This is a genomic window from Kitasatospora sp. NPDC094028, assembly GCF_049543595.1.
Lineage (GTDB): Bacteria > Actinomycetota > Actinomycetes > Streptomycetales > Streptomycetaceae > Kitasatospora.
This window is the reverse complement of sequence record NZ_JBMVFA010000001.1, coordinates 152660-176897: the sequence shown is the minus strand read 5'-3', so window position 1 is coordinate 176897 and position 24238 is coordinate 152660. Positions and strand designations below refer to the sequence as shown.

The window sequence follows — 24238 nt, the reverse complement described above, 5'->3', positions numbered from 1 at the left end:
CTGTCCGCAACGGCGCACCGACGCCCGGGTCACGGTTCGGGCGAACGGGTACCCAGGCTTGGATATCCCGCACCCGTGCCACGTACCATGAGCCTTATGGCGAGGGAAACATCCGAGAACCCCGGGCGGCTGAAGCAGATCGGCCGGGCGTACAAAATGACCAAAGAGGTCGACCCCAAAATCGGCCTGATCATTGCCGGCGTCGGCCTGCTGACCTTCGGCGTGTTCCTCGCCATCGGCTTCGCGATCGACCACCCCATCTACCTGGGCATCCTGGGCTTCATCGTGGCCGTGCTGACGGTCGCGATCGTCTTCGGCCGCCGGGCCGAGCGCGCCGCGTTCGGGCAGATGGAGGGGCAGCCGGGGGCCGTCGCGGCGGTGCTGGACAACATCCGGCGCGGCTGGAGCTCCAGCACCACCCCGGTCGCGATCACCCGCAACCAGGACGCGGTCTACCGCGCCGTGGGCCGGGCCGGCATCGCGCTGATCGGTGAGGGCAACCCGAACCGGGTGCGCCAGCTGCTGGCCTCCGAGAAGAAGAAGATGGCCCGCATCGTCGGCGACATCCCGGTGCACGACATCGTGGTGGGCAACAGCGAGGGCGAGGTCCCGCTGAAGAAGCTGCAGATCCACCTGATGCGGCTGCCCCGCGCCATCACCGCCGCCCAGGTCACCGAGACCAACGACCGGCTGCGCGCGCTGGGCGACCTGCTCTCCAAGGCGCCGATCCCCAAGGGCCCGATGCCCAAGGGTGCCCGGATGCCCAAGGGCGGCCAGGTCCGCTGACCCCCTCTCCCTCCGACTGGTACACCGAACGGCCCCGCCGCGGAAGCTCCGCAGCGGGGCCGTTCGGTGTTTCGTGGTGCCGGGCGGTGCCGCGCCCGGCGGCCGTTCGTCAGATCCGCACCTCGACGGTGCCGACCGCCTTGTCGTGCAGGCCGCGGGTGTCGCGGTCCCAGACCAGCGGCGGCACCACCAGGCAGAGCAGCAGGGTGCGCAGCAGGACCTGCGGGATGGTCGCGCGGCCGCCGTCCAGCCGGACGACCCGCAGGCCGAACAGCCGCTTGCCGAGCGTCGTGCCGGTGGTGGAGAGCAGCAGGGCCGCCATCACGAAGTAGAGCGGGCTGGTCCACAGGTTCGCCTCGGAGGCGTCGCCCTTGGCGAGCAGCCCGTACGAGATCATCGCGACCAGCCAGCCGTCCACGAACAGGGCGCCGATCCGGCGGCCCGGGCCGGCGATCGAGCCGGAGCCCTCCTTGGGCAGGCCGAGGCGCTCGCCGCGGTGGCCGAAGTCGGCGCCCATCTTCTCGGCGGCCGCCTTAGGGCCGTCGATCCACGATCCCAACGCTTCTCTGGTGTCCACGAATCCACACTAACCGGGCTCACGCGGCAGCCCGGCATCGGCTCCCCCGTCGCCGGGGGCGTCGTCCACGACCGAGTGAATCCCGGTGACCGGCCCCGGTGATCGAACATCCAAGTGGTCCAGACCACTCCAGGGGCGCCACCTCGGAGGGCGGGTCGTTTTGCCCGGTCCCGTACGCCTTTGCCGCCCGCTCGGCGACCGCGCGTAACATTTGGGAAATGAAAGGGTCACCGAGCGGAAACGACCCGTTCCTAGGGTGAGCCCCATTCGCACGCCGAGGAGGACGAATGTTCAACAACGCCGCCGAAGTGAAGCAGTTCATCCAGGACAACGACGTGAAGTTCGTCGACGTCCGCTTCTGTGACCTGCCGGGCGTCATGCAGCACTTCTCCGTACCTGCGGCGACCTTCGACCCGTCCGAGACCCTGATGTTCGACGGTTCGTCGATCCGCGGCTTCCAGGCCATCCACGAGTCCGACATGGCCCTCGTCCCGGACCTCGCCACCGCCCGCCTCGACCCCTTCCGGGCCGAGAAGCACCTCAACATCAACTTCTTCATCCAGGACCCGGTCACCGGCGAGGCCTACAGCCGCGACCCGCGCAACGTCGCCAAGAAGGCCGAGGCCTACCTCGCCTCCTCCGGCATCGCCGACACCGCCTTCTTCGGGCCCGAGGCCGAGTTCTACGTCTTCGACTCGGTGCGGTTCGAGACCAGCGCCAACGCGTCCTTCTACCACATCGACTCGGAGGCCGGCGCCTGGAACAGCGGCGCCGCCGAGGGCGACGTGCGCGGCTACAAGGTCAAGTACAAGGGCGGCTACTTCCCCATCCCGCCGGTCGACCACTTCGCCGACCTGCGCGCCGAGATGTCGCTGGAACTCGCCGCGGCCGGCCTGGAGGTCGAACGCCAGCACCACGAGGTCGGCACGGCCGGCCAGGCGGAGATCAACTACAAGTTCAACACCCTGCTGCACGCCGCCGACGACCTGATGCTGTTCAAGTACATCATCAAGAACGTCGCCTGGCGGGCGGGCAAGACCGCCACCTTCATGCCCAAGCCGATCTTCGGCGACAACGGCTCCGGCATGCACGTCCACCAGTCGCTCTGGACCGAGGGCACGCCGCTCTTCTACGACGAGCAGGGCTACGCCGGCCTCTCCGACACCGCCCGCTACTACATCGGTGGCCTGCTCCGGCACGCCCCCTCGCTGCTCGCCTTCACCAACCCCTCGGTGAACTCCTACCACCGCCTGGTGCCCGGCTTCGAGGCCCCGGTCAACCTCGTCTACTCGCAGCGCAACCGCTCGGCCGCGATCCGCATCCCGATCACCGGCTCCAACGCCAAGGCCAAGCGCATCGAGTTCCGCGCCCCGGACCCGTCCTCCAACCCCTACCTGGCCTTCTCCGCCATGCTGATGGCCGGCCTCGACGGCATCCGCAACAAGATCGAGCCGCTGGAGCCCGTCGACAAGGACCTCTACGAGCTCGCCCCCGAGGAGCACGCCAACGTCCCCCAGGTGCCCTCCTCCCTCCCGGCCGTCCTCGACGCCCTGGAAGCCGACCACGAGTACCTCCTCGCGGGCAACGTCTTCACCCCGGACCTGATCGAGACCTGGATCGACTTCAAGCGCACCAACGAGATCGCCCCGATCGCCCTCCGCCCCCACCCCCACGAGTTCGAGCTCTACTACGACCTGTAGGACCTGCTCTGACCTGCGGAAACGCAGTTCGATCTCTCATTGTTTCCGCAGGTCAGCGAGGCGCTGACCTGCGGAAACGCCAGGCCGCCGACGCGCGCCGAACGCTCTGGGCTCGCGATGTGAAATGGGTGTGCACTGAGTTCGATCTCGACGCAGGACCTCTCATTGGCCTGAACCGCCACTACGCGACCCACAGCGACGTGATGATGAGCAGCCGTTGCCTTTGTGTCGTCCTGGCTACCGTTTAGCGGGCCAACCGAGAGGCCGCCGCATCACGTGGTTGATCAGGGCGCGAACAGTCCGCGCCTGCGGTCGGCTGGGTCTCACGGCCGACCGCATTGCATGGCAGCAGTCCAACTCATCGGCGAGGGCAAGCAAGCACTCCAGGCCGCCCACCCGCACGCCAGAGCAGCCGCACAACAGCCTCGCCGGGACTGCCCGTCACCGCAGCCCACCGGCGAACCGACTTCAACCGGGCAACCGGCCTCCGCAGACGAATCCCGAGCGGTGGAAGATCGTCGTCGGCGCCCTTACCGGCACCGGCCTGCGCGCTCTCAGCCCCGCACCCCCGGCGCCAGCCCGCTGGGCTGAACCGCCGCGGTGCCCTGCTTCGCGATCGTGGCAGCAGCGGTGGGGTGGGGCATCTCGGCGATCGTGGGACAGAGCCCAGGAGCACAACCGGCGGCCACGCCGGAAGACGCTGCCGGAGAACCGGCCTCGGGTAACCGTGACAGCATCGCGCAGTGACACCAGCCGTACCCCGGCAAAACGTGCACACGGTACCGATGCACCCCATGAGAACGAGACAATGGAGGTATGCCAGCTGTACTGCCCTCCAGCCCTAAGGTCTCGGCGCGGATGAGTCGCCAGACCAGCCGTGACACAGCGGCCGAGCTAGCCGTACGGAAGGTCCTCCATGCCTGGGGCTACCGTTATCGCACCCATTTCCCCGTGCCCGGCATGCGCCGCCGCAAGATCGACATCGCGTTCACGAGAGTCAGGTTGGCCGTTCTCATCGACGGCTGCTTCTGGCACGGCTGCCCGGAGCACGCCACGAGCCCCAAGGCGAACGCGGACTGGTGGCGGCAGAAGCTCGACCGCAACATCGCACGGGATCTGGACACGAACGCCCAGCTGATGTCCGAGGGTTGGACGGTTGTGCGCTTCTGGGAGCACGAGTCACCGGATACCGTCGCGCGCACAGTCGCCACGGCCGTGGAAGAGAAGAAGGCGGCTCGCACAGCTCCTCCTGAGGAGCCCTGTGACCGCGGACAACACCGCAGCGGCGAGGGGACTCCGCACAGAGCAGCGGCCCCGGTATTGCGGACTCGACAGGCCAAGGGCACCTGACGCTCAGCGCGCCCCTGGCTCACGACCAACCGATCGACACATCGGCGGCGTTGTCGCGGCGGCCGGATAGACTTCAGCCCCATGAGCAGCCCAGAAGCACAGACCGACCCTCTCGACGGAGTCCGCATTCTGGACCTCTTCGCGGGTCCCGGCGGTCTCGACGTGGCCGCGCACTTCCTGGGGTTCAAGAGCATCGGCATCGAATGGGATCGGAACGCCTGCGAAACCCGTTATGCGGCTGGCCTGCCGACGTTCCATGCCGACGTCAGCGTCATGCGCCAGACACGCTTCGACGAGATCCCCCGGTCGGTGGACGTGTTGGCCGGCGGCCCCCCGTGCCAGTCCTTCTCCGTGGCGGGGCGTGGCAGCGGAAGGGCAGCGCTGGACACGGTGAAGGAGTTCATCCGCCGACTCGTCTCCGGCGAGGACGACGCCCGGATCGACGAGGATCTCCACTCCCTGAACGTGGATCCACGCACCGCGCTGGTGTTGGAACCCCTCCGCTGGCTACTCAAGGCGATAGAGACCAAGGACCGTGACCCGTATCGGGTGATCGTCCTGGAACAGGTGCCTGCTGTGCTGCCCCTGTGGGACGTCTACGCCCAACTTCTGCGCAGTGGCGAAGGGCGACTCGGAGGCGTCAAGTACGAGGCGGATTGCTGGGAGTTGAAGACCGAGGAATTCGGGGTCCCGCAGACACGCACTCGAGCAGTGCTCATTGCGCGTCTCGTGGGCTCGGGTCCCGTCTCACGGCCCGGCGCGACCCACCGCACCTTCGACGTACGTCGTGGAAAGGGCAGGGCAGGCCAGACGGAGACGTTCGCGGTCGATTCCCGTCCTGCGCACAACTGGGTCTCCATGGCGGAGGCACTCGATGCCGCTGACGTTCTGCCGGGATCGACTGTCGACATGTCCAGGTTCCGCTGCAAGGGCCGGACGAAGTTCTTCGTCGTATCCAACTACGGTTCCAACGGCAACCCGAAGAAGCGTGGTCGGCGATTGTCCTCGGAACCCGCCTTCACCGTCACCGGAAAGGTGTCCCGCAACAAGATCTACCGGACACAAACGGATTACGATGAGAACAAGTTCGACCGTTTCACGATCGCCGAGTCCGGAGTGCTCCAGACCTTTCCGCACAACTTCCCCTGGTCGGGCAACGATCGGGCTCAGCAGGTCGGAAACGCCGTACCTCCCCTGCTCGGCATGCACGTGCTCGGCCACGCGCTGCACGACGCTGCGCCCTCGGACGCACAGTTGGCGGACTCGACGACCTGGCCGGAGGCGAGCGAGGACCTGACCGCGCGGCTGCGTGACATCGGGTGCGGCGACCGGAGCCGATGCCCCGAGGACAGCCACAAGGTCAGCCGGACTCCCCGGAAGCCCGCCCCCTGACTGAGACGTCGGAGAACAGGTCCTCGAACCGGGCGACCAGGTGCTGCACCGCGTCGTCCGGGACCCGTTCCTCCGCGGGTCCGTCCGGCAAGGTGTTCCGCGGAGTGGGAAGGGCCGAGGCCCCTTCCTCGATCCACTCACGCAAGGGGTCTCCGTCACGATCGACGTCAGGAGCGATGACGTCGTACATCAGGGTGGCCGCTGCGGCGTTGATCGCCGGCATCAGGGCGTTGACCTCCCGCCCGGTCCGCACCGTTCCCCGCTCCAGGAGTCGGACCAGGGCCTGGGCAGTCGGGCGGTGGTCGATGACGTCGAGCCGCACAGCGTAGTTGAGCATGTCCTGATAGCCACAGGCGGCGACAACCGGCCGATAGTCCGGGCCGTCACGGAACAGCTCGGCGGTCCACCAGAGCCTGGCGAACGCCTGCTTGTAGTGCGGACCGACGAACCTGTCCCGGGCCACGGCACGCGGCGACCCGTCTGCCTTCGGGTCGGGCAGGTGACGCCACACGACGTAGTCGGGCGCCACGCCGAGGGCCAGGTAGTTCCAGAATCCCTTCTCCGCGGCTTCCCTCCGGGTCAGTCGAAGGGTCTCGTGGAGTCTCGGCGCCAACCACGCGTCCGCCGCGGTCGGCCGTTCGGTGCGGAACATGTCCATCGCATCGTCGATCAGGTCCCGGACCCGATACGACTCTGCTCGCACGTCATCCCCGAGCAGCGGCTCCGCCACCTTGCTCAGGGCGATGGAGCGGACATCGTCCCGCCCTTCAAGCACTCCCGCCGTCAGGTACTCGGCGGCCTGTGCATCGGAGATCAGAGCGAGCCGCTCCGGCAGGTGCTCCGGTCGGGAAGTCACGCGTGGGTCTCCTGCTCGAATCGTTCGATATCGCGAACAGCGGTGGTCAATGCCTTGGGAACATCGGCACGACGAGCTGCGGCGTACTGGATCCGTGGTTGGAGATCGGTCCAGCTTCCCTCCCCGACACGCCTTTTGTGGACTTCGCGCAGGGCCGCCTCGGCCGATCGTCCGGGGACGATGTCCGGAAGCATCTCCCGGAGCACCGCACCGCGCCAGTCCGGCGGGAAGAGCGGGGTCCCGTCCTCCTCGATCTCCAGATCTCCGATGGCCGTGTGGAACACCGCCGTCCACACCTCCGCGCACATCTGCGCCAACAGCATCTCGCCCACCATGGCCTCTATCTTCGAACCCGGGCTCTGGACCAGTGCCGCGAATCCTTCGAAGTCGGAGTTCAGACGCACTGCGGGCATCCGTCCGGAGATGTCCACTATCCAGGGAACTTCCCTGAAGGGCCTCAACCACTCCTTGCCCCGGGCGAAGCTCACGGTGGTCACGTCCAGTTGGCGATCCCTCAGCGGCGCGTCGGAAATCACGTCGACAAGCCACTCCTGCTCTGTGGAGCCGATGATCCTGCCCGCCACACCTCCCACCGTCGCCACCACGTACACAGTGAGGGACGCCCGGTCGACGTGGCTGTCCCGGTCAAGCTCGACCTCCCCGGTCCACTCCTGGCCGCCATCGGTGCCGGGCTTCAACCGGGCCACCGTTCGGGCGTTGGTGACGCCCTCCGTCAGGACGGCGATGACGGCGACGTCCGACCAGTGCTTCTTCGTCTCGATCTCCCGAGCAGGCACCGTTACCGCGAGCGAGAGCCTGGCCATGTGCCAGTCGTCCCGCTCCGCCATGCCCAGCGCCACGACCTGCTCGACCACCGACCAGCCGCGGGATTCCAGGTGTTCCCGGCTTTCGCCCGGACCGCGCAGCCGGACCGCGGTGACCCTGGCCGTCACCGGGCCGGTCAACCGGGGATAGGCGTATGCCTTCATGCCTCGGTCTCCTTGCTCTCCTGAAGTTCGACGACGAGTCCGGCCAGCCCGGCTCGTACCGGATGCGTCGACACGTCGGTGACACCGCGGAACACCGCACGACGGCCCCCGCCCGGCGCGAAATGCAGCACACCGTCGACCAGTTCGCAGTTGCTGACGGCGGCCAGCTCGGACCATCGCACCAACGGCCGCGGGCCGGATCGCACTTCCACCTTCGCTACCGGGCTCATGGCCCACGCCTCCTCTCCCGGCGACACCTTGACGACAGCCGTGATCTGCCAGGCACCGGAGGAGTCGATGACGGCTTCCAGATCATCGAGCCGGGGCGGCGTGACCGTACCCCTGACCTTGACGGCGGGCTTCCCCGAGATCTTCAGTCGCCTGCCCACCCTGCTCGTGCCGTCGCGCTTGTCCTTCCTCGCAACCGCCACGAGCTGCTGCACCGCCTTGTTGATCTCCGACGTCATCGCCGCGATCCGACGGTGCGCCGAGGGTGAGTAGCGCATTCTCAGTTCGTCGGTCTGACCCCACTTGTTGTGCTCCGGCGGCTCCGAGGCACGCAGGAACTCCTCCGCCTCGACGGCGAACGGCGCGTCCTCCCCCGCCGCCCGGCCCGCGAGCAGCACGGCCTGGAACGGATTGGTCCCGACCGGGAGCCCCGGCACCCGGCTGGTCCTGACCGTCATGCGGTTCCCGCGCATCCCGGTCACCTGGTTGATCCTGCCGTCCGCGTCCGTGGCATCGGTGACCAGCAACACCGCGCGGTGCTCGCCCGCGGTGCCGGCAACGCCTTCCCGCCCGGGAAGGTTCAGGCGCACCGTGGCGAGAGCCACCTGCCCCGCGGCAGTGAGCCGGTCCACCGTGGTGCCGGCCAGGAATGCCTGGAGTGCGCGGGTACGAGCGGGCTGGTGCAGCTGGGGATCCACCCGCTCCTCCGCGATGTGCGTCACACCGTTGCACAGCGTTCGGACCGACGCCTCCAGGAGCGGAGGACGCCCCCCTCCCTCCGTCATCGCGGCCCAGAAGTTGCGTCCCAGCGCACCGACCAGACGCTGGTGCATGCGCTCCAGACTGTCCTCGTCGTCGCTCGGGTCGCCGCCACCGTCCGCTCCAGCACCGACGAGGCTGGCCACGTCGTGCGCCCCCACGATCAGGAAAGACGTCCCGGGGTCGTCGTGCTCCCTGGCGAGGTGCAGGCGCTCGGCCGTCTCCTCGTCCGCCCACCAGGAGCGGACCACGCTCGTGTTCTCCGCCTCGGGGTCGGGCTGCCCGAACCAGGCGGGACCCGCGAACCTCTCACCGGCCACCTCCCGCCACGGCAGGTCGAGCCGTCCGACCAACCGGCGCTCGGTGCGTCCCTCGTGCGGTTCGGAGAGTGTCGAGTTCATGAGCACGAGGCCGAGCCGACTGGTGGCCCACAGGGTCGCCTTCCCAAGGCCGTACGAGCCTCCCGCCGAGGCGTCCGCCTTCCGGCTGTCGAGCTGACGCCGGACCACCGCGGCGAACCGGCCGTCCTCGTAGTCGTCGCCGGTCAGGCCGCTCGCGTTGTAGTCGTCGATCCGGAGCAGAACCAGCCGTTTCCCCTCGGACATCTCGCGCAGACCTGTGCTGATGACGCGCCCGACCTTCTGGTCCTGTGCGGCGGCAGCCTCGTAGTGCGGCCTGAGGCCGTCCCAACGGATCGCGTCACGGAATCGGGCCAGATGGTCCCCGGTCAGCTCGTGGAGCGTATAACGGACCTTGACCGGACGGTCGTTGCGCCGATCACGCTCGTCCAAGCTGTTCTGCGTGGCTTCGCGTGCCAGTACCTCCAGATCCGCCTCGAAGGCGAACGCCGCCGCGTTGCCGAACTCCCGCCCACCGTCCTCGTGACCGGGCCGGTGGTACCAGACGGGCGGTACACCGACGCCACCCGAAGAACCCTCCACCATGGCCGGCGACCGCCTGAGCTCCGTGGCACCCATGCCGTGCCCGGCCACCGTCCCGGCGATCTGCGGACCGGGTCCGGTCTCCTTCGAGGTCACCGCTCCCCCTCTCTCCTCGGAACTGTGCGTTGTTTCCGCTTTGCCGACCGTGCCGCGGCGCCCCGCTGCTCCGCCGCGTGCGGCCCGATCGAGGGCCGCACGCTTCACGGCCGCCTTCGACCGCCGCCGCTCGGAAGCGGCGTTGTCCGGCAGCAGTCCGAACAGGACCGCGAGGTCCTTCAGCGCCCTGCTCTCGATCTGCCGAATGCGTTCGCGTGTGACATCGAAGCGTTTGCCGATGTCGTCCAGGGTCCACTGCCGGCCGTCGACGAATCCGAATCTCAGGAACAGCACTTCGCGGTCCCGTTCCGCCAGTCCGCCGTCCTCGAACCACTGTAGGAGCTCCTGGCGCTGGAACCGCGACCAGAGCGCGTGCTCCGGCCCCGGGACCGATGCCGTATCGACGACCATCAACTGTCCGAGCGTCACGCCGTCACCTGCGGGCTGGTCCATCGAGAAGACCCTCCGTCGACCGAGCCGCAGGTACTCGGTCACCTTCTCCAGGGACAGGTCACATGCGAGCGAGAGATCGAGGGCGGTCGGTCGGGTTCCTCGCTCGAGGAACTCCCTCTCTCTCCGCCGGAGTTTGTCGATCTCGGTCCATATGTGGACCGGAAACCGGATGGCTGACCCTTCGTCGGCCACTGCGCGAGTGATGCGCTGCCGGATCCACCAGGTGGCGTAGGTCGAGAACTTGCACCCGACGGAGATGTCGAACTTCTCCACGGCCCGCATCAGACCGATCGTGCCGTGTTGCAGGAGATCCTCGTAGTCGGGGTGATCCGTCCGGTATCCCAGCGCATGCGCGGTGCTCACGACCAACCGGCGGTTGTGGACGACCATCGCGGAGAATGCCTGATACGGCTCGCCGTCGCGTGCGAGAGAAGCGACGTAGCCCTCCGGCAGTTCTTCCTCTGCCGCGATGCCGTCGCGAAAGAGAAGGGAGAGTCCCACCTCCTCCTCCGCGCTCAACAGATATGCGTCCGGGGCTGGCCGCCTTCGATCGACGCGGAGCACGACCCGGGCCAGGCGGCGTGCAGCTTCCAGGTCATCGATACGCACCGTACCCCGGAGGCGGTCAAGGTCCGGAGTCTCCTCGTCGTCATCGGGGCCGCGCGAGGCGGCGTCCCCCATGTCATCGACGAACACCGCTTCGGACCGGTCGGCAGGCCCGGACCCGCACCCCTCCCCCTCGTCGGAGGAGGAGTCCACTCGGCTCCTAAGGACCGAATGCCACAGGTCGACGGCCTGCTCCTCGTCGAGTCGCGCGGCCCTCACCACCTGTGCCAACGCGGACCTGGCGTCCACCCCTTCGACTTGGAACCGACCGATCAGACCGACGAGGAAGTCCCGGTCGATGCTGTGCAGGCGCTCACCGCACGCACCACCGTTCACCATGATCGCCTCGCCTGCTCGCCGGTATCTGCCCGTAGTTCATCACTTAACCGGCCACTACTGCCAGCCACTGATCGCCACGGCCCGCACTCGAGGGCCGGAGGTCGGCATTCGGTATGTTGAAGATCCGTCGGTAAGGGTGGGGAGAATTGATGCGGATCATCCCGAGCGAGATCTCGAACAGCACGCAGAGCCGGGCGGAGCGCAGCGTCTTCGCGGCGCTCAAGGCCATCCCGGACGCCCGGAGCGTCGCCCTGCACTCGGTCCACCTCCCACGGCACGCCCGGAAGCGCGTCGGTGAAATCGACTTCGTCGTCATCATGCCGGAGCTGCTGCTCTTCATCGAGGTCAAGGGTGGCCGGGTCTGCCAACGGGACGGCAAGTGGTACTACGGGCCGTCCGGTACCGACGAGCGCCCCGGCGAGAGCCCCTTCTCCCAGGCCAGCGGGGGCATGCACGCGTTCGAGCGCCAGCTCGGCGAGCGGGTAGGCGATCTGCGCACGCTGAAGGTCCCGAGCGGATACCTGGTGATCACGCCGGACGTCGACCTCGACCGGACCACTGAGTTCGAGCCCGAGCAGTACCTGGGCAGCAATGCCTATGCCGGCGGGCGCGGGCTGGGCGAGGGCATCGCGCGGGCCACCCGCTTCTGGCGCACGCGCAACTGGTGGGCGGAGAGCGACGTACCGGCGGCGCTGCGAAACAAGATGCTCAACGCGATCCGCCCGGACTTCGACCTCGTACCGAACCTGCGCGCCCGGCTGACAGACCTGGACGTGGCCTTCGAGCGCCTCACCGAGGAACAGCTGGACAGGCTGGACGAGCTGGAGTCGAACCCCCGCCTCATCTGGACCGGAGGCGCTGGCACCGGAAAGACCTTCCTGGCGGCCGAGGCCGCGCGACGCAGCTCCGCCACCGGCAGTGTCCTCTTCACCGCCGCGAGTCCCACCCTGACCACCCACCTGGCCCGGATCCTCTCCGACCACCCGGTCACCGTCCTGCCGTTCGACCGGCTCGCGGAGGTCCAGGGTCATGCCTTCGACCACGTGATCATCGACGAGGCCCAGGACCTGATGACCTTCGACAGACTCGGCGTCCTGGACGACCTGTCGGCGGGCGGGCTCGAACAGGGCCGATGGATCTTCATGCTGGACCAGAACAACCAGGTGCTCGCCCCGACGACCTTCGACCCCGAGGCATGGGACTACCTGCGTGGCATGGGCACGGTGTACGGGCCGATGAAGCGCAACTGCCGCAACACCGTGCAGATCGTCAAGGAGGTCCGGACGTACACGGGTGCGGACCTAGGTGTCGCCTCGGCCGGTGAAGGGGAACCTCCATTCTTCCAGGATGTCCAGGACGTCCGGGACGAGGCCGCGCAGCTCGATGTCTACGTGAACAACCTGTTGCAGCAGGAGGTGTCTCCGCAGGACATCACGCTCCTGTCGGTCGCGGGCGACTGGGAGTCGAGCTCCGCCAGCTTCTCCCAGCGCGCGTCCAAGGTCGAGCGCTTCACCGACGTGGTCGGCTCGGCCCATACCAAGCGCAGGCTCACCTGGTCCTCCGTCGCCGACTTCAAGGGGCACGAGAACCACGTCGTCTGTCTCATCGATCTCGAGCCCCAGCACTTGGAAGGCCGGCTCGACGCGCTCTACGTGGCCTTCACCAGGGCTCGCGCCCAGCTCTGGATCGCATGCCGCCCAGGCGTCAGGAAGGCGCTGGGTAACCTGGGAATGGCCGTGATCACACGAGCGGGAGCACCGAAGTGACCGACACCGAGCTGTCGCTCTCCGCCCACCGGGATGCCTACGTCTCCTACCTCCGCCATCAACTGGTCGGTCCCGGGCCCGAGAAGGAGGAACACCTTGTCGATCCGCCGGACCGCCGCTATCTGATGGGCACGTTGTACCCGCGCGGTTCCTCCATGCTCGAACACGCGGCGTCCGAGGGCGAGGAGAGCTTCGACGAGTCCGAGGCCGGGTCCGGCGAGGAGGACACCTTCGCCGACGATCCGGTCGCCGAGGCCAACGCCTGGCTCCCCTCCTCCCTCGGTTTCTCCTTCTTCACCGACGCGCGTCGAATCGAGATTGTCTGCGAGGCCTCGCGCTACCTGACGCTCCGCGAGGGCGGGCGACGCAGCTGGAAGCGCCAGCCGCGGCTGTCGACTCCCATGACCGTGGAGCTCGGATCCGACTCTCCGGTCCCCTGCCTGGAGGGACACGGCCTGCTCCACGTCCGCTGGCGAAGCTTCGGCGTCGGGCATCTCGTCACCTGCGTACTGTCCAACGCGCACAAGGAGGAGGAGAGCCGTCACAAGGACCGAGAGCTGATGCTCTTCCAGGTCTCGCTCCGCGCCACCACGAGCGACGGCACCGTGCTCGAATACCCGAGCACCCGCCTCAACAGCCGGGACGAGGAGGAACAGGAACTGCGTGTCCAGTACCGGCACATCATCACCCGCGCCGTGGGCCACGGATGTGCCGTCGTGTGGGATGACAGCCCCGGTCCGGTGACCACCCTACGCACGGAGGTCATGCCGGAACAGGTCGTCGCCCACATCAAACCCGACGGACCCCGGAACCTTCCGGTCCTCAACCTCGCGTACCTGTCGAATCCCGAGCTCGCGGTCGAGGATCTGCGGGACGAGCTGAACTCGTTCGTCCTCGGGTACCGCAAGTGGTTCGAGACCCAGCGGTCCGAGGCCGAGTCCCTGCCGCGGTGGGCCGCCGCTCCCGCCGGACGTCTGCTGGGCCGGATCGGCGCTGCGCTCGACCGGATGGCCTCCGGAGTGGCCGCGCTCACCTCGTCGACACCCACCGGGAAGCGGGCGCGGGCTGCCTTCCGCCTGGCCAACCGGGCCATGGCGCTCCAGATGCTCCACAGCCGTCCCGAGCTGGCGGGCAGCCGCAGGCGCAGGAACAGCGAGGTGGTCGAGCTCACCGAGCCTCCAACCGACTACGCCTGGCACCCCTTCCAGCTCGCCTACTTCCTGCTCGTGGTCGAGAGCCTGATGATCCCGGAACACGAGGACCGGCGGACGGTCGACCTCATCTGGTTCCCGACCGGTGGCGGGAAGACCGAGGCATACCTGCTCACCGCCTGTTTCGAGATCCTCCGCCGTCGGCTCCAGTACGGCGTCGCGGGTGGTGGCACGGCGGTTCTGAGCCGGTACACGCTCAGTCTGTTGACCACGCAGCAGTTCCAGCGCACGGCGACCGCGATCTGTGCACTGGAATACATCAGAGCCGGGCACGACGGCGAGCTGCGCCACGACCTCGGGCAGGAACCCATCAGTATCGGGCTCTGGGTCGGCCAGGAGACGACGCCGAACAGGATCTCCGCCGCCGAGCAGGAACTCGACGCCCTGAAGCAGGCACCCGAACCGGACGACCGCTTCCTGTTGGAGCGCTGCCCTTGGTGCGGTACCGAGATCGTCCCCGAACGCAGCGGTCAGAGCCAGGACTTCGGCATCCACGCGAACGGAGGTGAGACCTGGTTCTTCTGTCCACGGCAATCGTGCGTCTTCCACGACCGGCTGCCCGTCGCCGTGGTGGACGAGCAGATCTATCAAGAACCGCCGACCTTCGTGCTCGGCACAGTGGACAAGTTCGCCCGCCTGGCGTGGGAGTCCGAGGCCGGCAGCCTCTTCGGCAAGGACGGCAGGCGGCCACCGTCCCTGGTGATCCAGGACGAGTTGCACCTGTTGGCAGGTCCCCTGGGGACCACGGTCGGCCTGTACGAATCCGCCGTCCTCGAACTCTGCTCCTGGCAGGGCACGACACCGAAGGTCGTTGCGTCCACGGCGACGATCCGACGTTCACAGGACCAGATCCGAAGCCTCTACGGACGTCCCGTCCAGCTGTTCCCACCCGCGGGTCTCGAGGCGGGTCACTCGTACTTCGCCTCACCCGACAACGAGAAGCCCGGGCGCCTGTACGTCGGCGTGATGGCCCAGGGCCACACCGCTTCCACGGCGACCGTCCACGTGGGCGCCGCCGGCCTCCAGGCGCCGATGGACCTGGGGGACGACGAGGCACAGCGGGACGCCTACTGGACCATGGTGGCCTACCACAACAGCCTCAGGGAACTCGGCCGGACCGTCACGATCGCGAGGGACGACATCCCGGCCCGGTTGGAGCACCTCACCAAGGACGAATGCCGACGCCGCCGACTGGACGACAACTCGGTGGTCGAACTCACCAGCAACGTCCCGCGAGCCGATCAACCCCGGCTGCTCGATCGGCTGGGAAAGCGGTTCGAGGAACAAGGCAGTGTCTCCTTCCTCGCCACCACCAACATGCTGTCGGTCGGTGTCGATGTTCCCCGGCTCGGCCTGATGCTCATGAACGGTCAGCCCAAGACGACTTCCGAGTACATCCAGGCCACCAGTCGTGTGGGCCGACGCGACGTACCGGGGCTGATCGTCACGTTGTTCCGATCGACCAAGCCTCGCGACCGGTCCCATTACGAGTCGTTCGGCGTCTATCACCGTTCGCTCTACCGGCACGTCGAACCCACCAGCGTCACCCCATGGTCGCTCCCGTCCCGGGATCGCGCCCTGCACGCCGTACTCACCATCCTTGTGCGCCACGGGATCGGGCTCTCCGCCGAGAACAGGGCCGGGGAGATCCTGGAGCACATGGACGAGGTCGCCCGGATCCGGGACCTCATCGTCGACCACGTGCGGCGTGCCGACCCGGACGAGGCCGAGGACACGGCGAAGCGCCTAGACGAGCGGATCGACGAGTGGCAGCAGGCGGCCGAGAATGCACGGGGCGAAGGCGGGCGACTGTACTACCGTCCCCAGGGCCGCACGTTCAGTTCCCTCCTGACCGACTTCGGCAAGCAGGAGGGCCTCTGGGAGACGGCCCAATCGATGCGCAATGTCGACCGCGACTGCCTTGTCGTCGTCAGGGGGGCGTGAAGCCGTGAAGGACATCCGTCGCAAGGTCCGCAGGACACAGACCATCGTTCCGTTCGGGGTCGGCGGGATCATCGACCTCCGAGGCGAATCGTTCGTGGCCGCGGACATCCGCAGTTGGTCCAAGACCGCCGTACGGGTGGAGTCCCCCCGGCTCGCGGCGAAATTGCGTGTGGAAGACTTCCGTTCAGCTCCCGTCATCCCGTCGGGAAAGGCGGCCTACACCAGCCGCAATGGGCCCACGTACGTGCGCTTCCCGAAGTGGCTCTTCTGCCCCCTCTGCCGGACGATGGCGTTCTGGAAGACCTCGCTCGAGGAGAAGGACCGGGTTCCCACCTGTGGGCGCTGCCTGGGCAGGCCGAAACTGGCGCCCATGCGTTTCATCCAGGTCTGTCGGGCCGGTCACCTAGCGGACATCCCATGGGTTCGCTGGGCTCATTCGGCGGGTGAGGGGCACGATCAACGACAGTGCCGGTCCAATCGGCTCCGATTTCTCGCCACCCCCGAATCGTCCGGCCTCGAGGCCCTGCACGTCGTATGCGAGACCTGCCACGCACGGCGGGATCTCTCGGGGATCAGCCACAAGAACGTCCTGCGGAAGTTGGGGATGAACTGCCCTGGGACCCATCCCTGGCAGTACGACGCCGACGAGCCGGAATCCTGCGAGGAGACCCCTCAGGCAGTACAGCGCGGTGCGGCCAACGTCTACTTCCCGGTCGTCCACTCCGCGATCGACATCCCAGCCCCGAGCGGCCTGTCGGAGCAGGACCCCGCAACCCAACTGGTCCTCGACAACCGCCTCTGGCCCGACTATCGGGACCGCTACGGCAGTCCGATCGCCGACAACTTCCGGGCCATCATCGCCGACGAGTGTGGGGTTTCCGAGGAGCTCGTCGAAGAGATCGGGCTCCGCGCCTCCGAGCAGGGCGCCCCGTCCTCGCCGTTCGGCTCGGACGAGCACCTCAGCATCGCCGAGTGGGCGGCGTTCTCCGATCCGGAGTCCGTGCCCGGGTCGAAGACGTTCTCCGTGCGCCGGACGCGTCTCGACATCGCCGGCACCGCCCCACATTCGATGCAGGAGCTGGATCGAAGGGTCGCCTCCGTCGTCGTGGCGGACAGGGTGCGCGAGGTCCGAGCGCTCGAGGGCTTCTCCCGCTACGAACCCAGCGCCGGCGACAGCGACGAGGGCGGTCGACTCGTCTCGGTCGACACCGCGAAGCGGGCGAAGTGGCTGCCCGCGGTCGAGACCTACGGCGAGGGGATCTTCGTATCCCTGGACGAAGAGCGCCTGACCGACTGGGAGCGACTCGAACCGGTCCGTCTCTGGACCCAACGGATCGAGCGGGATCTGACCACCTCGTTCAAGGTCGACCGGCTGAGGGACAAGTCGGGGCCGGTGCTGCTCCCGCGCTTCGTCATGCTGCACACGCTGGCCCACCACTTCATCCGTCAGCTGTCCTACGACAGCGGCTACAACGCGGCATCGCTGCGAGAACGCGTCTACGCCCGGAGCCACCCCACGGACAGCACGTACCCGCCACAGGCCGGCGTGTTCATCTACACGGCCGCCGGGGACACCGAGGGGACCCTCGGCGGGCTCGTACGTCAGGGTCGGCCACCGTATCTGGGGGAGACGTTGATCCGCCTGCTCGAATCGGCCCAGTGGTGTTCGCAGGATCCGCTGTGCGCCGACTCGTCGGGCCGGTCGCTGGCCAACCTGAACCGCGCGGCGTGCCACGCCTGCACCTTGCTCCCGGAGACCTGCTGCGAGATCGACAACTCCCTCCTGGACCGGACACTCCTGATCGGCGGCAACGAGGTTCCCGGCTTCTTTCAGGAGGTTCTGCAAGCGGCCCTGTTGGAGTCGGCCGAGGCGGTGGAAGGGGCGTGAGGTTCCCTTCGCTGCTGGAACTCAGGGACGACCAGAGGGCGGTGGTCGGACTACCGTTCCGGGGAAACCATGTCGTGACCGGTCCTCCTGGCGGAGGAAAGACCGTGATGGCCGTCTACCGTGCGTGGGCGCTGGCCACGACAGGCCGAGAGGTTGTCCTCCTCACCCGCTACAACCTGCTGCACCAGTACATCGCGCAACTGGCCTCGGAGCTGACCGGGACGCCACGCGTGACCACTTGCGCCCGGTGGCTCAACGCCTTGTGGCGGGAGAACTTCGAAAGCGAACCGCCACGGTCCGCCGAGGACGAGCGGCGCTACGACTGGGTCGAGATGCAGCGGAGCTGCGTGCTGCGGGGCGTAGGGCTGACAACGCATCTCGTCGTCGACGAGGGCCAGAACCTGCCGCTCGGCTTCTACCGCCTCTGCCGCGTCCTCGGTGTCGATGTCACCGTCTTCGCGGACGAGAACCAGCGCATCGGTGCGGAGGAGACGGCACTGTCCGAGGTCTGTCGAACGCTTGGTGTGCCGGCTGCTCCGATGGAACTGCGGCAGGACCACCGGAGCAGCCGTGAGATCACCCTGCTGGCATCGGAGTTCCATGTGGACAGCCGAACCGGGCTGCCGTTGCCCACGCGTTCCGGCAGCGTGCCCGTCGTCATGCGGGTTCCGTCCCTCGACGGCCTCCTCACCGGAATCGTCCAGTACTTCAACGCCCATCAGGACCGGAGCATCGGGATCATCTGCAGGTCGGTCCAGATGATCCGAGAGATCCAGGGCGGGCTGGCCTCCCGCGGGCTCGCGAAGATGACCCAGGCGTACGTCTTCGACGACCGTTACCGGAACGTTATGGACTTCTCGACCCGCCCCATCCGGATCGTCAGCACGGCAAGCATGAAGGGCCTCGAGTTCGACAGCGTCTTCGTCCCCGACCTGGACGGCTACACCGAGGACCCGACCGGAGTCGAGGCACGCCTCCGCTTCCTCGTGCTCTGCACCCGAGCCCGCGAGGATCTGCACTTCATCCATCGAGGAACTCACGAGCCCCCCATCACGGCAGCGATCCCCGACGCCCTGCTGACACGCCACCACGGCTGACAGGACTCGCTCCGTTCAGTGCGACAACCTCCCTCCTTCCGCTCGACGTTTCTCACCGCGTCTCGTCGTCAAGCGCTCCGAGTGTGCACCAGTTGTGAAATGATCTTCTCTGTGGACCATGTTTCTGCTGGTCAGAGGCATGTTCGATCAGAACTACGACCTGTAGGCCGACCTCTCGGGGCCGTCACGTTCCGCACCGGGCGTGGCGGCCCCTTCGCGTGCGCCGGGCACGTCGGGGCCGGGGGCGGGAAAAGGGGTTGCGGGGGTGGGTTGGATCGGGGGTGTGGGAGCTGGGCGGAAGGTGACGCCGACGGTTGCGGTGCTGTTCGCGAACCTGTGGGAGTGGGGTGGTCCGGTCAGCGTTCCGGCGTGAGGGCGAGGACGGCGAGGTCGTCGGCGAGCAGGCCGGCGAACTGGTGGACGTCCTGGGCGAGGAAGGACACCACCCGGTCCGGCGTGGTGTCGCCGAAGGCGGCGAGGCGGGCGGCGAGCGGGTAGAAGCCGCCGGTGGCGTCGCGGGCCTCGCTGACGCCGTCCGTGTAGAGCAGCACGGTGTGGCCCGGGGGCAGGACGACGGCGGTGGGTTTGCCGCGCTCGTCGGGCGGGCCGAGGTGGCCGAGGCCGAGCGGAAGCTCGTCGGCGCAGGAGACCGGGGTGATGGTGCCCCCGGCGAGCAACAGCGGGGTGGTGTGGCCGCGGTTGACGATCTCGACGCAGTCGGAGCCGGGCCGGTGCTGGAGCAGGACGGCGGTGGCGAAGAGCTCCTCGTCGCCGCGGTCGGTGGCGTCGCGCAGCACGGCGCGGTCGAGCTGGTCGGCGAGGTCGACCAGGCCGGGGGTGTCGTGCGCGGCGGCCCGGAAGGCGCCGAGCACGTCGGCGACGGTGCGGACGGCGCCGAGCCCCTTGCCGCGGACGTCGCCGAGCAGGACCCGGACGCCGAAGCGGGTGTCGCACACCTCGTACAGGTCGCCGCCGACCAGCACCTCGGCCTGGGCGGGGCGGTACAGCCCGGCGACCCGCAGGCCGCCGGCCCGCTCGGGGACGGGCCGCAGCACGGTGCGCTGCAGGGTCTCGGCGACGGTCCGGACCTGCAGCAGGTTGCGGTTCTGCCGGATGCGCTGCCAGGCCAGCGCGGTGCCCATCACGCCGGAGAGCAGGGTGGCGAGGTAGACCCAGACGTGGTGCTGCTCGTTGATGTGGCCGGCCCGCAGGGCGAGCAGGATCTGGAGGGTGAGGGCCGCGGCGGTGGTGGCGGCGGTGAGCGCCGGGCCGTAGCTGAAGGCGGCGACGACGGGCAGGGCGGTGAGCAGGAAGCCGGCGGCGACGGCGTCCGGGACGACGGCCTCGATGATCAGGTCGAGCACCAGGAGGACCACCGGCAGCCAGGGCACCCAGCGCGGCACCCGGGGCGGCTCGACCACGGGGTGCGGCGGGCGGCTTGGTGCGGGCACGGCGGGGACCTCCTGGCCGACCGGTCCGGCCGCCGGGGCCGCATGGGTCCCGGTATGACCGGTTCATCCCTCCATGCTCCCCCACCGCCCGCCCGGGGACGAACGGCGACGAACGGCGGCCGGGCGGGCAGGCGGGCGGGCGGGCAGACAGGGAGGCGAGGCGGACGGTCAGGGGGCGGTCAGCACACGGTCACCGGCAGGGTCTCGTAGCCGCGCAGCACCAGGCGGTCCCGCCGGGTGGGGACGCCGCCGGGGGCGAGCCGCGGGAAGCGGTCCAGCAGGGCGGGCACCGCGATCTCGGCCTCCAGCCGGGCCAGCTGGGAGCCCAGGCAGAAGTGCTGGCCGCCGCCGAAGCTGAGCGGCTGGCTGTCGGTGCGGCCCGGGTCGAACACCTCGGGGCGGTCGTACCGGGCCGGGTCGTGGTTGGCCGAGCCGATCAGCACGGTCACCGTGCTGCCGGGCGGCACGGGCAGGCCGTCGACGGCCAGGCCCTCCTCCAGCGCGACCCGGACGGTGGCCTGGACCGGGGAGTCGAAGCGCAGCACCTCGTCGGTGAACAGCGCCGGGGAGACGGCGCCGCTGCGCAGCCCCTCGGCCACCTCGGGGTGGCGGAAGAGCAGGGCGAGGCCGTTGCCGAGCAGGTTGGTGGTGGTCTCGAAGCCGGCCACCAGCAGCAGCACCAGGTTGGCCAGCAGCTCCTCGGCGGAGAGCCGCCCGTCGCCCTCGGCGGCGATCCGGGCCAGGTCGGTGACCAGGTCGTCCTGCGGGTGGGCGAGGCGTTCGGCGGCCAGCTCGGTGAAGTACTGGGACATCTCCTCGGCGGCCTTGTCGGCCGCGTGCAGTTCGTCGAGGTCCTTGAGGATCTCCAGGGCGACGGTCAGGTCGGAGGTGAGGCCGCGGAAGCGGTAGTGGTCCTCGTCGGGGACGCCGAGCAGCTCGCAGATCACGCCGACCGGCAGCCGGAAGGCGAAGGCGTCCATGAAGTCGACGGGCGAGCCGTCCGCGCCCTGCTCGGCCATCCCGTCGAGCAGCCGGCCGACCGCGGCCTCCACGGCCGGACGCAGCGCGGCGACCCGGCGGGCGTTGAACACCGAGGCGATCAGTGCCCGGACCCGGGGCTGGTCGGGGGCGTTGCGCTGCAGGATCGAGCGGCCGAACAGGGCGAGCGAGGAGTGCAACGCCAGCTCCGGGGAGATCCCCGCCATCATGTCGGCGGTCGCGACGCCGAAGCCGGGGGTGCGCAGCACCTTGTTGACCGTCTCGTAGCCGCTCACCACGAACATGCCGTCTCCGGCCGGGACGACCGGGCCCAGCGCCCGGGCCCGGGCGTACAGCGGGTACGGGTCGGCCCTGACCTCCGTGGTTATGAGCTGTTCGATGATCTCCGCGCCGTCCATCCGGCACTCCCCTCCGAGACGATGGTTCCGGTTCCTGAACCGCTCGTGGGCCCGACCGAGTTCCCGGGCCGTTCACACGGCCGCCGTGCCGGGTACCGCTCGGGGTCGCCGGGGCGGGCGCCCTCGGTAGGCTGGTCGGCATGGAGATCTGGATCAACCCCCGTTGCAGCAAGTGCCGGACGGCGCTGAGCGAGCTGAACAGCCACGGGGTCGAGTACACCGCGCGCCGCTACCTGGAGGACCCGCCGACCGTCGCCGAGCTGGAGCAGGTGCTGGAGCGCCTGGGCCTGGAGCCGTGGGACATCACCCGCATCGACGAGCCGACCGCGCGGGACCTGGCGATGCGGCAGTGGGGCCGGGAGCCGGGCGACCGGGCGCGCTGGATCGCCGCGATGGCCGAGCACCCGGTGCTGATCCAGCGGCCGATCATCACCGCCGACGACGGGCACGCCGTGGTGGCCCGCACGCCGGAGGCGCTGAAGTCCGTCCTCCCGTAGCGCCGGCCGACCGTAGTGCCCCGGCGGACCGTGGCGCCCCGGTCCGCGGGGCCGCCCGGCCACGCCGCCCGGGTCAGTGCAGCTGGATCCGCTCCAGCGGCCGGCCCGGGTGCCAGTTGAGGACCCAGAGGTGCTCGCCCTCCAGGGAGGTGTGCACCACCTGCCGCAGGTCCAGTCGGAACAGGTGGAACGGGGTGGGCGGCGGCTCCGGCAACTCGGCGGCGAAGGCGAGGAGTTCGACCTCGTCGGTGATCTCGACCGCGAGGCCGGAGATCTTGGAGTCGCCGCCCTCCATGGTCTCGTTCCCCGGGTGGGCGTGCAGCGCGAAGCGGCCGTCCCGCTGGAGGTCGCGGGCCTTGACCGCGTGGTGCATGGAGCCTAGCCAGAGGTCGGCGCCGACGAAGTCGACCTCCGTACCGCTCACCCGGGGCGAACCGTCCTTGCGCAGTGTCGCCAGGACGTGGTGCTTCTCGGCCTCGAACCGGGCCCTCACCAGGGCCGCGAGTTCGGGTGCCTCCTGCTCGAAATCCTGCCAGGTAGCCATGGCGCCAGTCTGGCACCCGGCACCGACAACCGCCGGGGACGAACGACCGCCGGGCGACGGCGACCGCGCGGCGGCCGCCCGGCGGCTGTCGGTGGCCGGTGCCACACTGGCCCGGTGACCACCACGACCACGTACATCGCGTTCCTGCGGGCCATCAACGTCGGCGGCCGGACGGTGAGGATGGAGCGGCTGCGGGCGCTCTTCGCCGAACTGGGGCTGGGCGGTGTCCGCTCGTACATCCAGAGCGGCAACGTGTTCTTCACGTCCGACGCCACCGACGAGCGGGGCCGCGCCGCGCTGACCGCGCGGATCGAGGAGCACCTGGAGCGCGAGCTCGGCTACCCGGTGCCGGTGATGCTGCGGACGGTCGAGGAGGTCGCCGGGCTGCTCGCCGCCGAGCCGTTCCGGGGCGTCGAGGTCACGCCGGACGTCCGGCTGGTGATCGCCTTCCTGTCGGAGCCGCTGCCGGCCGAGCTGGCGCGCCCGCACCGCTCGCCGAAGGGCGACGTCGAGGTGCTGGGCGCCGATCCGGGGGCCGCGTACCTCGTGATCCACCTGAAGGACGGCAAGTGGGTCACCAAGGACGCGTTCGACAAGTCCTACCGGGGATCGGTCACCTCGCGCTTCCTGCACACCACCGAGAAGATCCTGGCCGCCGCCCGCAAGGGCTGACGACCGGGACGGACCGGCCCCGCGCCCGGAACCGTCCGGACCGGCCGGGCGTCTGTCGCTCAGTGACGTACTCCCCCGGCGCCGGTGCACGGCGCGCGCTGGACACTCCGAGCCGGCCGAGCCGACAATCGGGCCATGACGCCTGCTGAGTTCCACACCGGTGCGGTCCGGCCGTCCGACGCCGAACGGGACGAGGCGCTCGGGGTGCTCAAGGACGGCGCGGGCAGCGGGCGGCTCTCGCACGACACCTTCCTCGGCCGGATGGAGATCGTCCTGCGCGCCGACAGCCGGGGCGAGTTGGACGCCGCGCTGGCCGGGCTGCCCACCGGCGGACCGGTCGAACGCTTCGTGCTGCGGACGGTCGGCCGGCTCTCCGGCTTCGGCGACCGGCTGGGGCGGGCCTGGCGCACCGAGCGGCTGCCCGGGCTGAGCCTCCCGCAGGCCGGTGCCGGGCAGTTGACGATCGGCCGGCTCCCCGGTTCGGGCCTGCGGCTGCACGACCCCTCGGTCTCCCGCCGGCACGCCGAACTGCGGCAGGACGACGGCGGCTGGGTGCTGTACGACCTCGGCTCGACCAACGGCACGCACGTCAACGGGCGCCGGATCGCCGGAGCCGTCCGGGTCGGCCCGGGCGACCAGGTGCGGTTCGGCAACCTGGAGTTCCGGATCTCCGCGAGCTGAGGGCCGCCGCCGCGACGG

Annotated in this window: 16 protein-coding genes and 3 pseudogenes; 11 read left to right on the top strand and 8 right to left on the bottom strand. The window is 69.1% G+C overall.

The window, feature by feature from the left end:
• Positions 1-96 precede the first annotated feature (96 nt).
• Complete coding sequence (locus ACPC54_RS00755) at positions 97-786, top strand: DUF4191 domain-containing protein (RefSeq protein WP_045692210.1); 690 nt, start codon at positions 97-99, stop codon at positions 784-786.
• A gap of 109 nt (positions 787-895) precedes the next feature.
• On the opposite strand, the gene ACPC54_RS00750 is transcribed toward ACPC54_RS00755, so the two are convergent.
• On the bottom strand, positions 896-1363 hold the full coding sequence (locus ACPC54_RS00750) for an RDD family protein (RefSeq protein WP_498959670.1): 468 nt from the start codon (positions 1361-1363) through the stop codon (positions 896-898).
• A gap of 287 nt (positions 1364-1650) precedes the next feature.
• Here ACPC54_RS00750 and glnA point away from each other — a divergent pair, with 287 nt between their 5' ends.
• The 3 genes and pseudogenes from glnA (at position 1651) to ACPC54_RS00735 (ending at position 5805) form a co-directional block, all read left to right on the top strand.
• The gene (glnA, locus tag ACPC54_RS00745; RefSeq protein WP_498959668.1) at positions 1651-3063 is read left to right on the top strand and encodes a type I glutamate--ammonia ligase; all 1413 of its coding nucleotides are present in this window, start codon (positions 1651-1653) and stop codon (positions 3061-3063) included.
• Between the two features lie 816 nt (positions 3064-3879).
• Positions 3880-4302, top strand: a pseudogene (locus tag ACPC54_RS00740) (very short patch repair endonuclease); the annotation flags it as partial.
• Positions 4303-4494: 192 nt separating this feature from the next.
• The gene (locus ACPC54_RS00735; protein WP_498959666.1) at positions 4495-5805 is read left to right on the top strand and encodes a DNA cytosine methyltransferase; all 1311 of its coding nucleotides are present in this window, start codon (positions 4495-4497) and stop codon (positions 5803-5805) included.
• Here ACPC54_RS00735 and ACPC54_RS00730 read toward each other — a convergent pair.
• From ACPC54_RS00730 to ACPC54_RS00715, 4 genes and pseudogenes are all read right to left on the bottom strand, one after another.
• Positions 5774-6661 carry a DUF6339 family protein gene (locus ACPC54_RS00730; protein WP_498959664.1) on the bottom strand — a complete coding sequence of 296 codons (888 nt, stop codon included), beginning with the start codon at positions 6659-6661 and terminating at the stop codon, positions 5774-5776. The genes ACPC54_RS00735 and ACPC54_RS00730 overlap by 32 nt on opposite strands.
• Positions 6658-7650 carry a hypothetical protein gene (locus ACPC54_RS00725; protein ID WP_498959662.1) on the bottom strand — a complete coding sequence of 331 codons (993 nt, stop codon included), beginning with the start codon at positions 7648-7650 and terminating at the stop codon, positions 6658-6660. Before ACPC54_RS00725 ends, ACPC54_RS00730 begins: the two co-directional genes overlap by 4 nt.
• Positions 7647-9554 (bottom strand): annotated as a pseudogene (locus tag ACPC54_RS00720) (transcriptional regulator); the annotation flags it as partial. The gene ACPC54_RS00725 and the pseudogene ACPC54_RS00720, both read right to left, overlap by 4 nt.
• A gap of 300 nt (positions 9555-9854) precedes the next feature.
• Positions 9855-10517 (bottom strand): annotated as a pseudogene (locus tag ACPC54_RS00715) (sigma-70 family RNA polymerase sigma factor); the annotation flags it as partial.
• A 704-nt stretch (positions 10518-11221) separates the two neighbouring features.
• Between ACPC54_RS00715 and ACPC54_RS00710 the strand changes: the two are divergent.
• The 4 genes from ACPC54_RS00710 (at position 11222) to ACPC54_RS00695 (ending at position 18978) form a co-directional block, all read left to right on the top strand.
• The gene (locus ACPC54_RS00710; RefSeq protein ID WP_498959660.1) at positions 11222-12838 is read left to right on the top strand and encodes an NERD domain-containing protein; all 1617 of its coding nucleotides are present in this window, start codon (positions 11222-11224) and stop codon (positions 12836-12838) included.
• Complete coding sequence (locus ACPC54_RS00705) at positions 12835-15993, top strand: helicase-related protein (protein WP_498959658.1); 3159 nt, start codon at positions 12835-12837, stop codon at positions 15991-15993. The genes ACPC54_RS00710 and ACPC54_RS00705 overlap by 4 nt, the downstream gene beginning before the upstream one ends.
• Positions 15994-15997: 4 nt before the next feature.
• Positions 15998-17881, top strand: coding sequence for a DrmB family protein (gene drmB / locus ACPC54_RS00700; RefSeq protein WP_498959656.1), 1884 nt, complete (start codon positions 15998-16000; stop codon positions 17879-17881).
• A gap of 107 nt (positions 17882-17988) precedes the next feature.
• Complete coding sequence (locus tag ACPC54_RS00695) at positions 17989-18978, top strand: hypothetical protein (RefSeq protein ID WP_498959654.1); 990 nt, start codon at positions 17989-17991, stop codon at positions 18976-18978.
• 356 nt (positions 18979-19334) lie between these two features.
• On the opposite strand, the gene ACPC54_RS00690 is transcribed toward ACPC54_RS00695, so the two are convergent.
• Complete coding sequence (locus tag ACPC54_RS00690; protein WP_498959652.1) at positions 19335-20429, bottom strand: PP2C family protein-serine/threonine phosphatase; 1095 nt, start codon at positions 20427-20429, stop codon at positions 19335-19337.
• Between the two features lie 179 nt (positions 20430-20608).
• Positions 20609-21826: a cytochrome P450 gene (locus ACPC54_RS00685; protein ID WP_498959650.1), complete on the bottom strand. Its 1218-nt coding sequence runs from the start codon at positions 21824-21826 to the stop codon at positions 20609-20611.
• 140 nt (positions 21827-21966) lie between these two features.
• Here ACPC54_RS00685 and ACPC54_RS00680 point away from each other — a divergent pair, with 140 nt between their 5' ends.
• On the top strand, positions 21967-22323 hold the full coding sequence (locus ACPC54_RS00680) for an ArsC/Spx/MgsR family protein (protein WP_498959648.1): 357 nt from the start codon (positions 21967-21969) through the stop codon (positions 22321-22323).
• A gap of 73 nt (positions 22324-22396) precedes the next feature.
• On the opposite strand, the gene ACPC54_RS00675 is transcribed toward ACPC54_RS00680, so the two are convergent.
• Positions 22397-22867, bottom strand: a complete 471-nt coding sequence (locus tag ACPC54_RS00675; RefSeq protein ID WP_498959646.1) for a pyridoxamine 5'-phosphate oxidase family protein — start codon at positions 22865-22867, stop codon at positions 22397-22399.
• Positions 22868-22981: 114 nt separating this feature from the next.
• Between ACPC54_RS00675 and ACPC54_RS00670 the strand changes: the two genes are divergently transcribed.
• Positions 22982-23539 (top strand): DUF1697 domain-containing protein, encoded by a 558-nt coding sequence (locus ACPC54_RS00670; protein ID WP_498959644.1) that lies wholly within the window; start codon positions 22982-22984, stop codon positions 23537-23539.
• Between the two features lie 135 nt (positions 23540-23674).
• Positions 23675-24220, top strand: a complete 546-nt coding sequence (locus ACPC54_RS00665) for an FHA domain-containing protein (RefSeq protein ID WP_498959642.1) — start codon at positions 23675-23677, stop codon at positions 24218-24220.
• Positions 24221-24238: the final 18 nt, after the last annotated feature.

Excerpts from the sequence above, each read along its gene's own strand:
- ACPC54_RS00755 (WP_045692210.1), top strand. The coding sequence starts at position 97 with ATGGCGAGGGAAACATCCGAGAACCCCGGGCGGCTGAAGCAGATCGGC.
- glnA (WP_498959668.1), top strand. The coding sequence starts at position 1,651 with ATGTTCAACAACGCCGCCGAAGTGAAGCAGTTCATCCAGGACAACGAC.
- ACPC54_RS00735 (WP_498959666.1), top strand. The coding sequence starts at position 4,495 with ATGAGCAGCCCAGAAGCACAGACCGACCCTCTCGACGGAGTCCGCATT.
- ACPC54_RS00725 (WP_498959662.1), bottom strand. The coding sequence starts at position 7,650 with ATGAAGGCATACGCCTATCCCCGGTTGACCGGCCCGGTGACGGCCAGG.
- ACPC54_RS00710 (WP_498959660.1), top strand. The coding sequence starts at position 11,222 with ATGCGGATCATCCCGAGCGAGATCTCGAACAGCACGCAGAGCCGGGCG.
- ACPC54_RS00695 (WP_498959654.1), top strand. The coding sequence starts at position 17,989 with ATGGCCGTCTACCGTGCGTGGGCGCTGGCCACGACAGGCCGAGAGGTT.
- ACPC54_RS00685 (WP_498959650.1), bottom strand. The coding sequence starts at position 21,826 with ATGGACGGCGCGGAGATCATCGAACAGCTCATAACCACGGAGGTCAGG.
- ACPC54_RS00680 (WP_498959648.1), top strand. The coding sequence starts at position 21,967 with ATGGAGATCTGGATCAACCCCCGTTGCAGCAAGTGCCGGACGGCGCTG.
- ACPC54_RS00675 (WP_498959646.1), bottom strand. The coding sequence starts at position 22,867 with ATGGCTACCTGGCAGGATTTCGAGCAGGAGGCACCCGAACTCGCGGCC.
- ACPC54_RS00665 (WP_498959642.1), top strand. The coding sequence starts at position 23,675 with ATGACGCCTGCTGAGTTCCACACCGGTGCGGTCCGGCCGTCCGACGCC.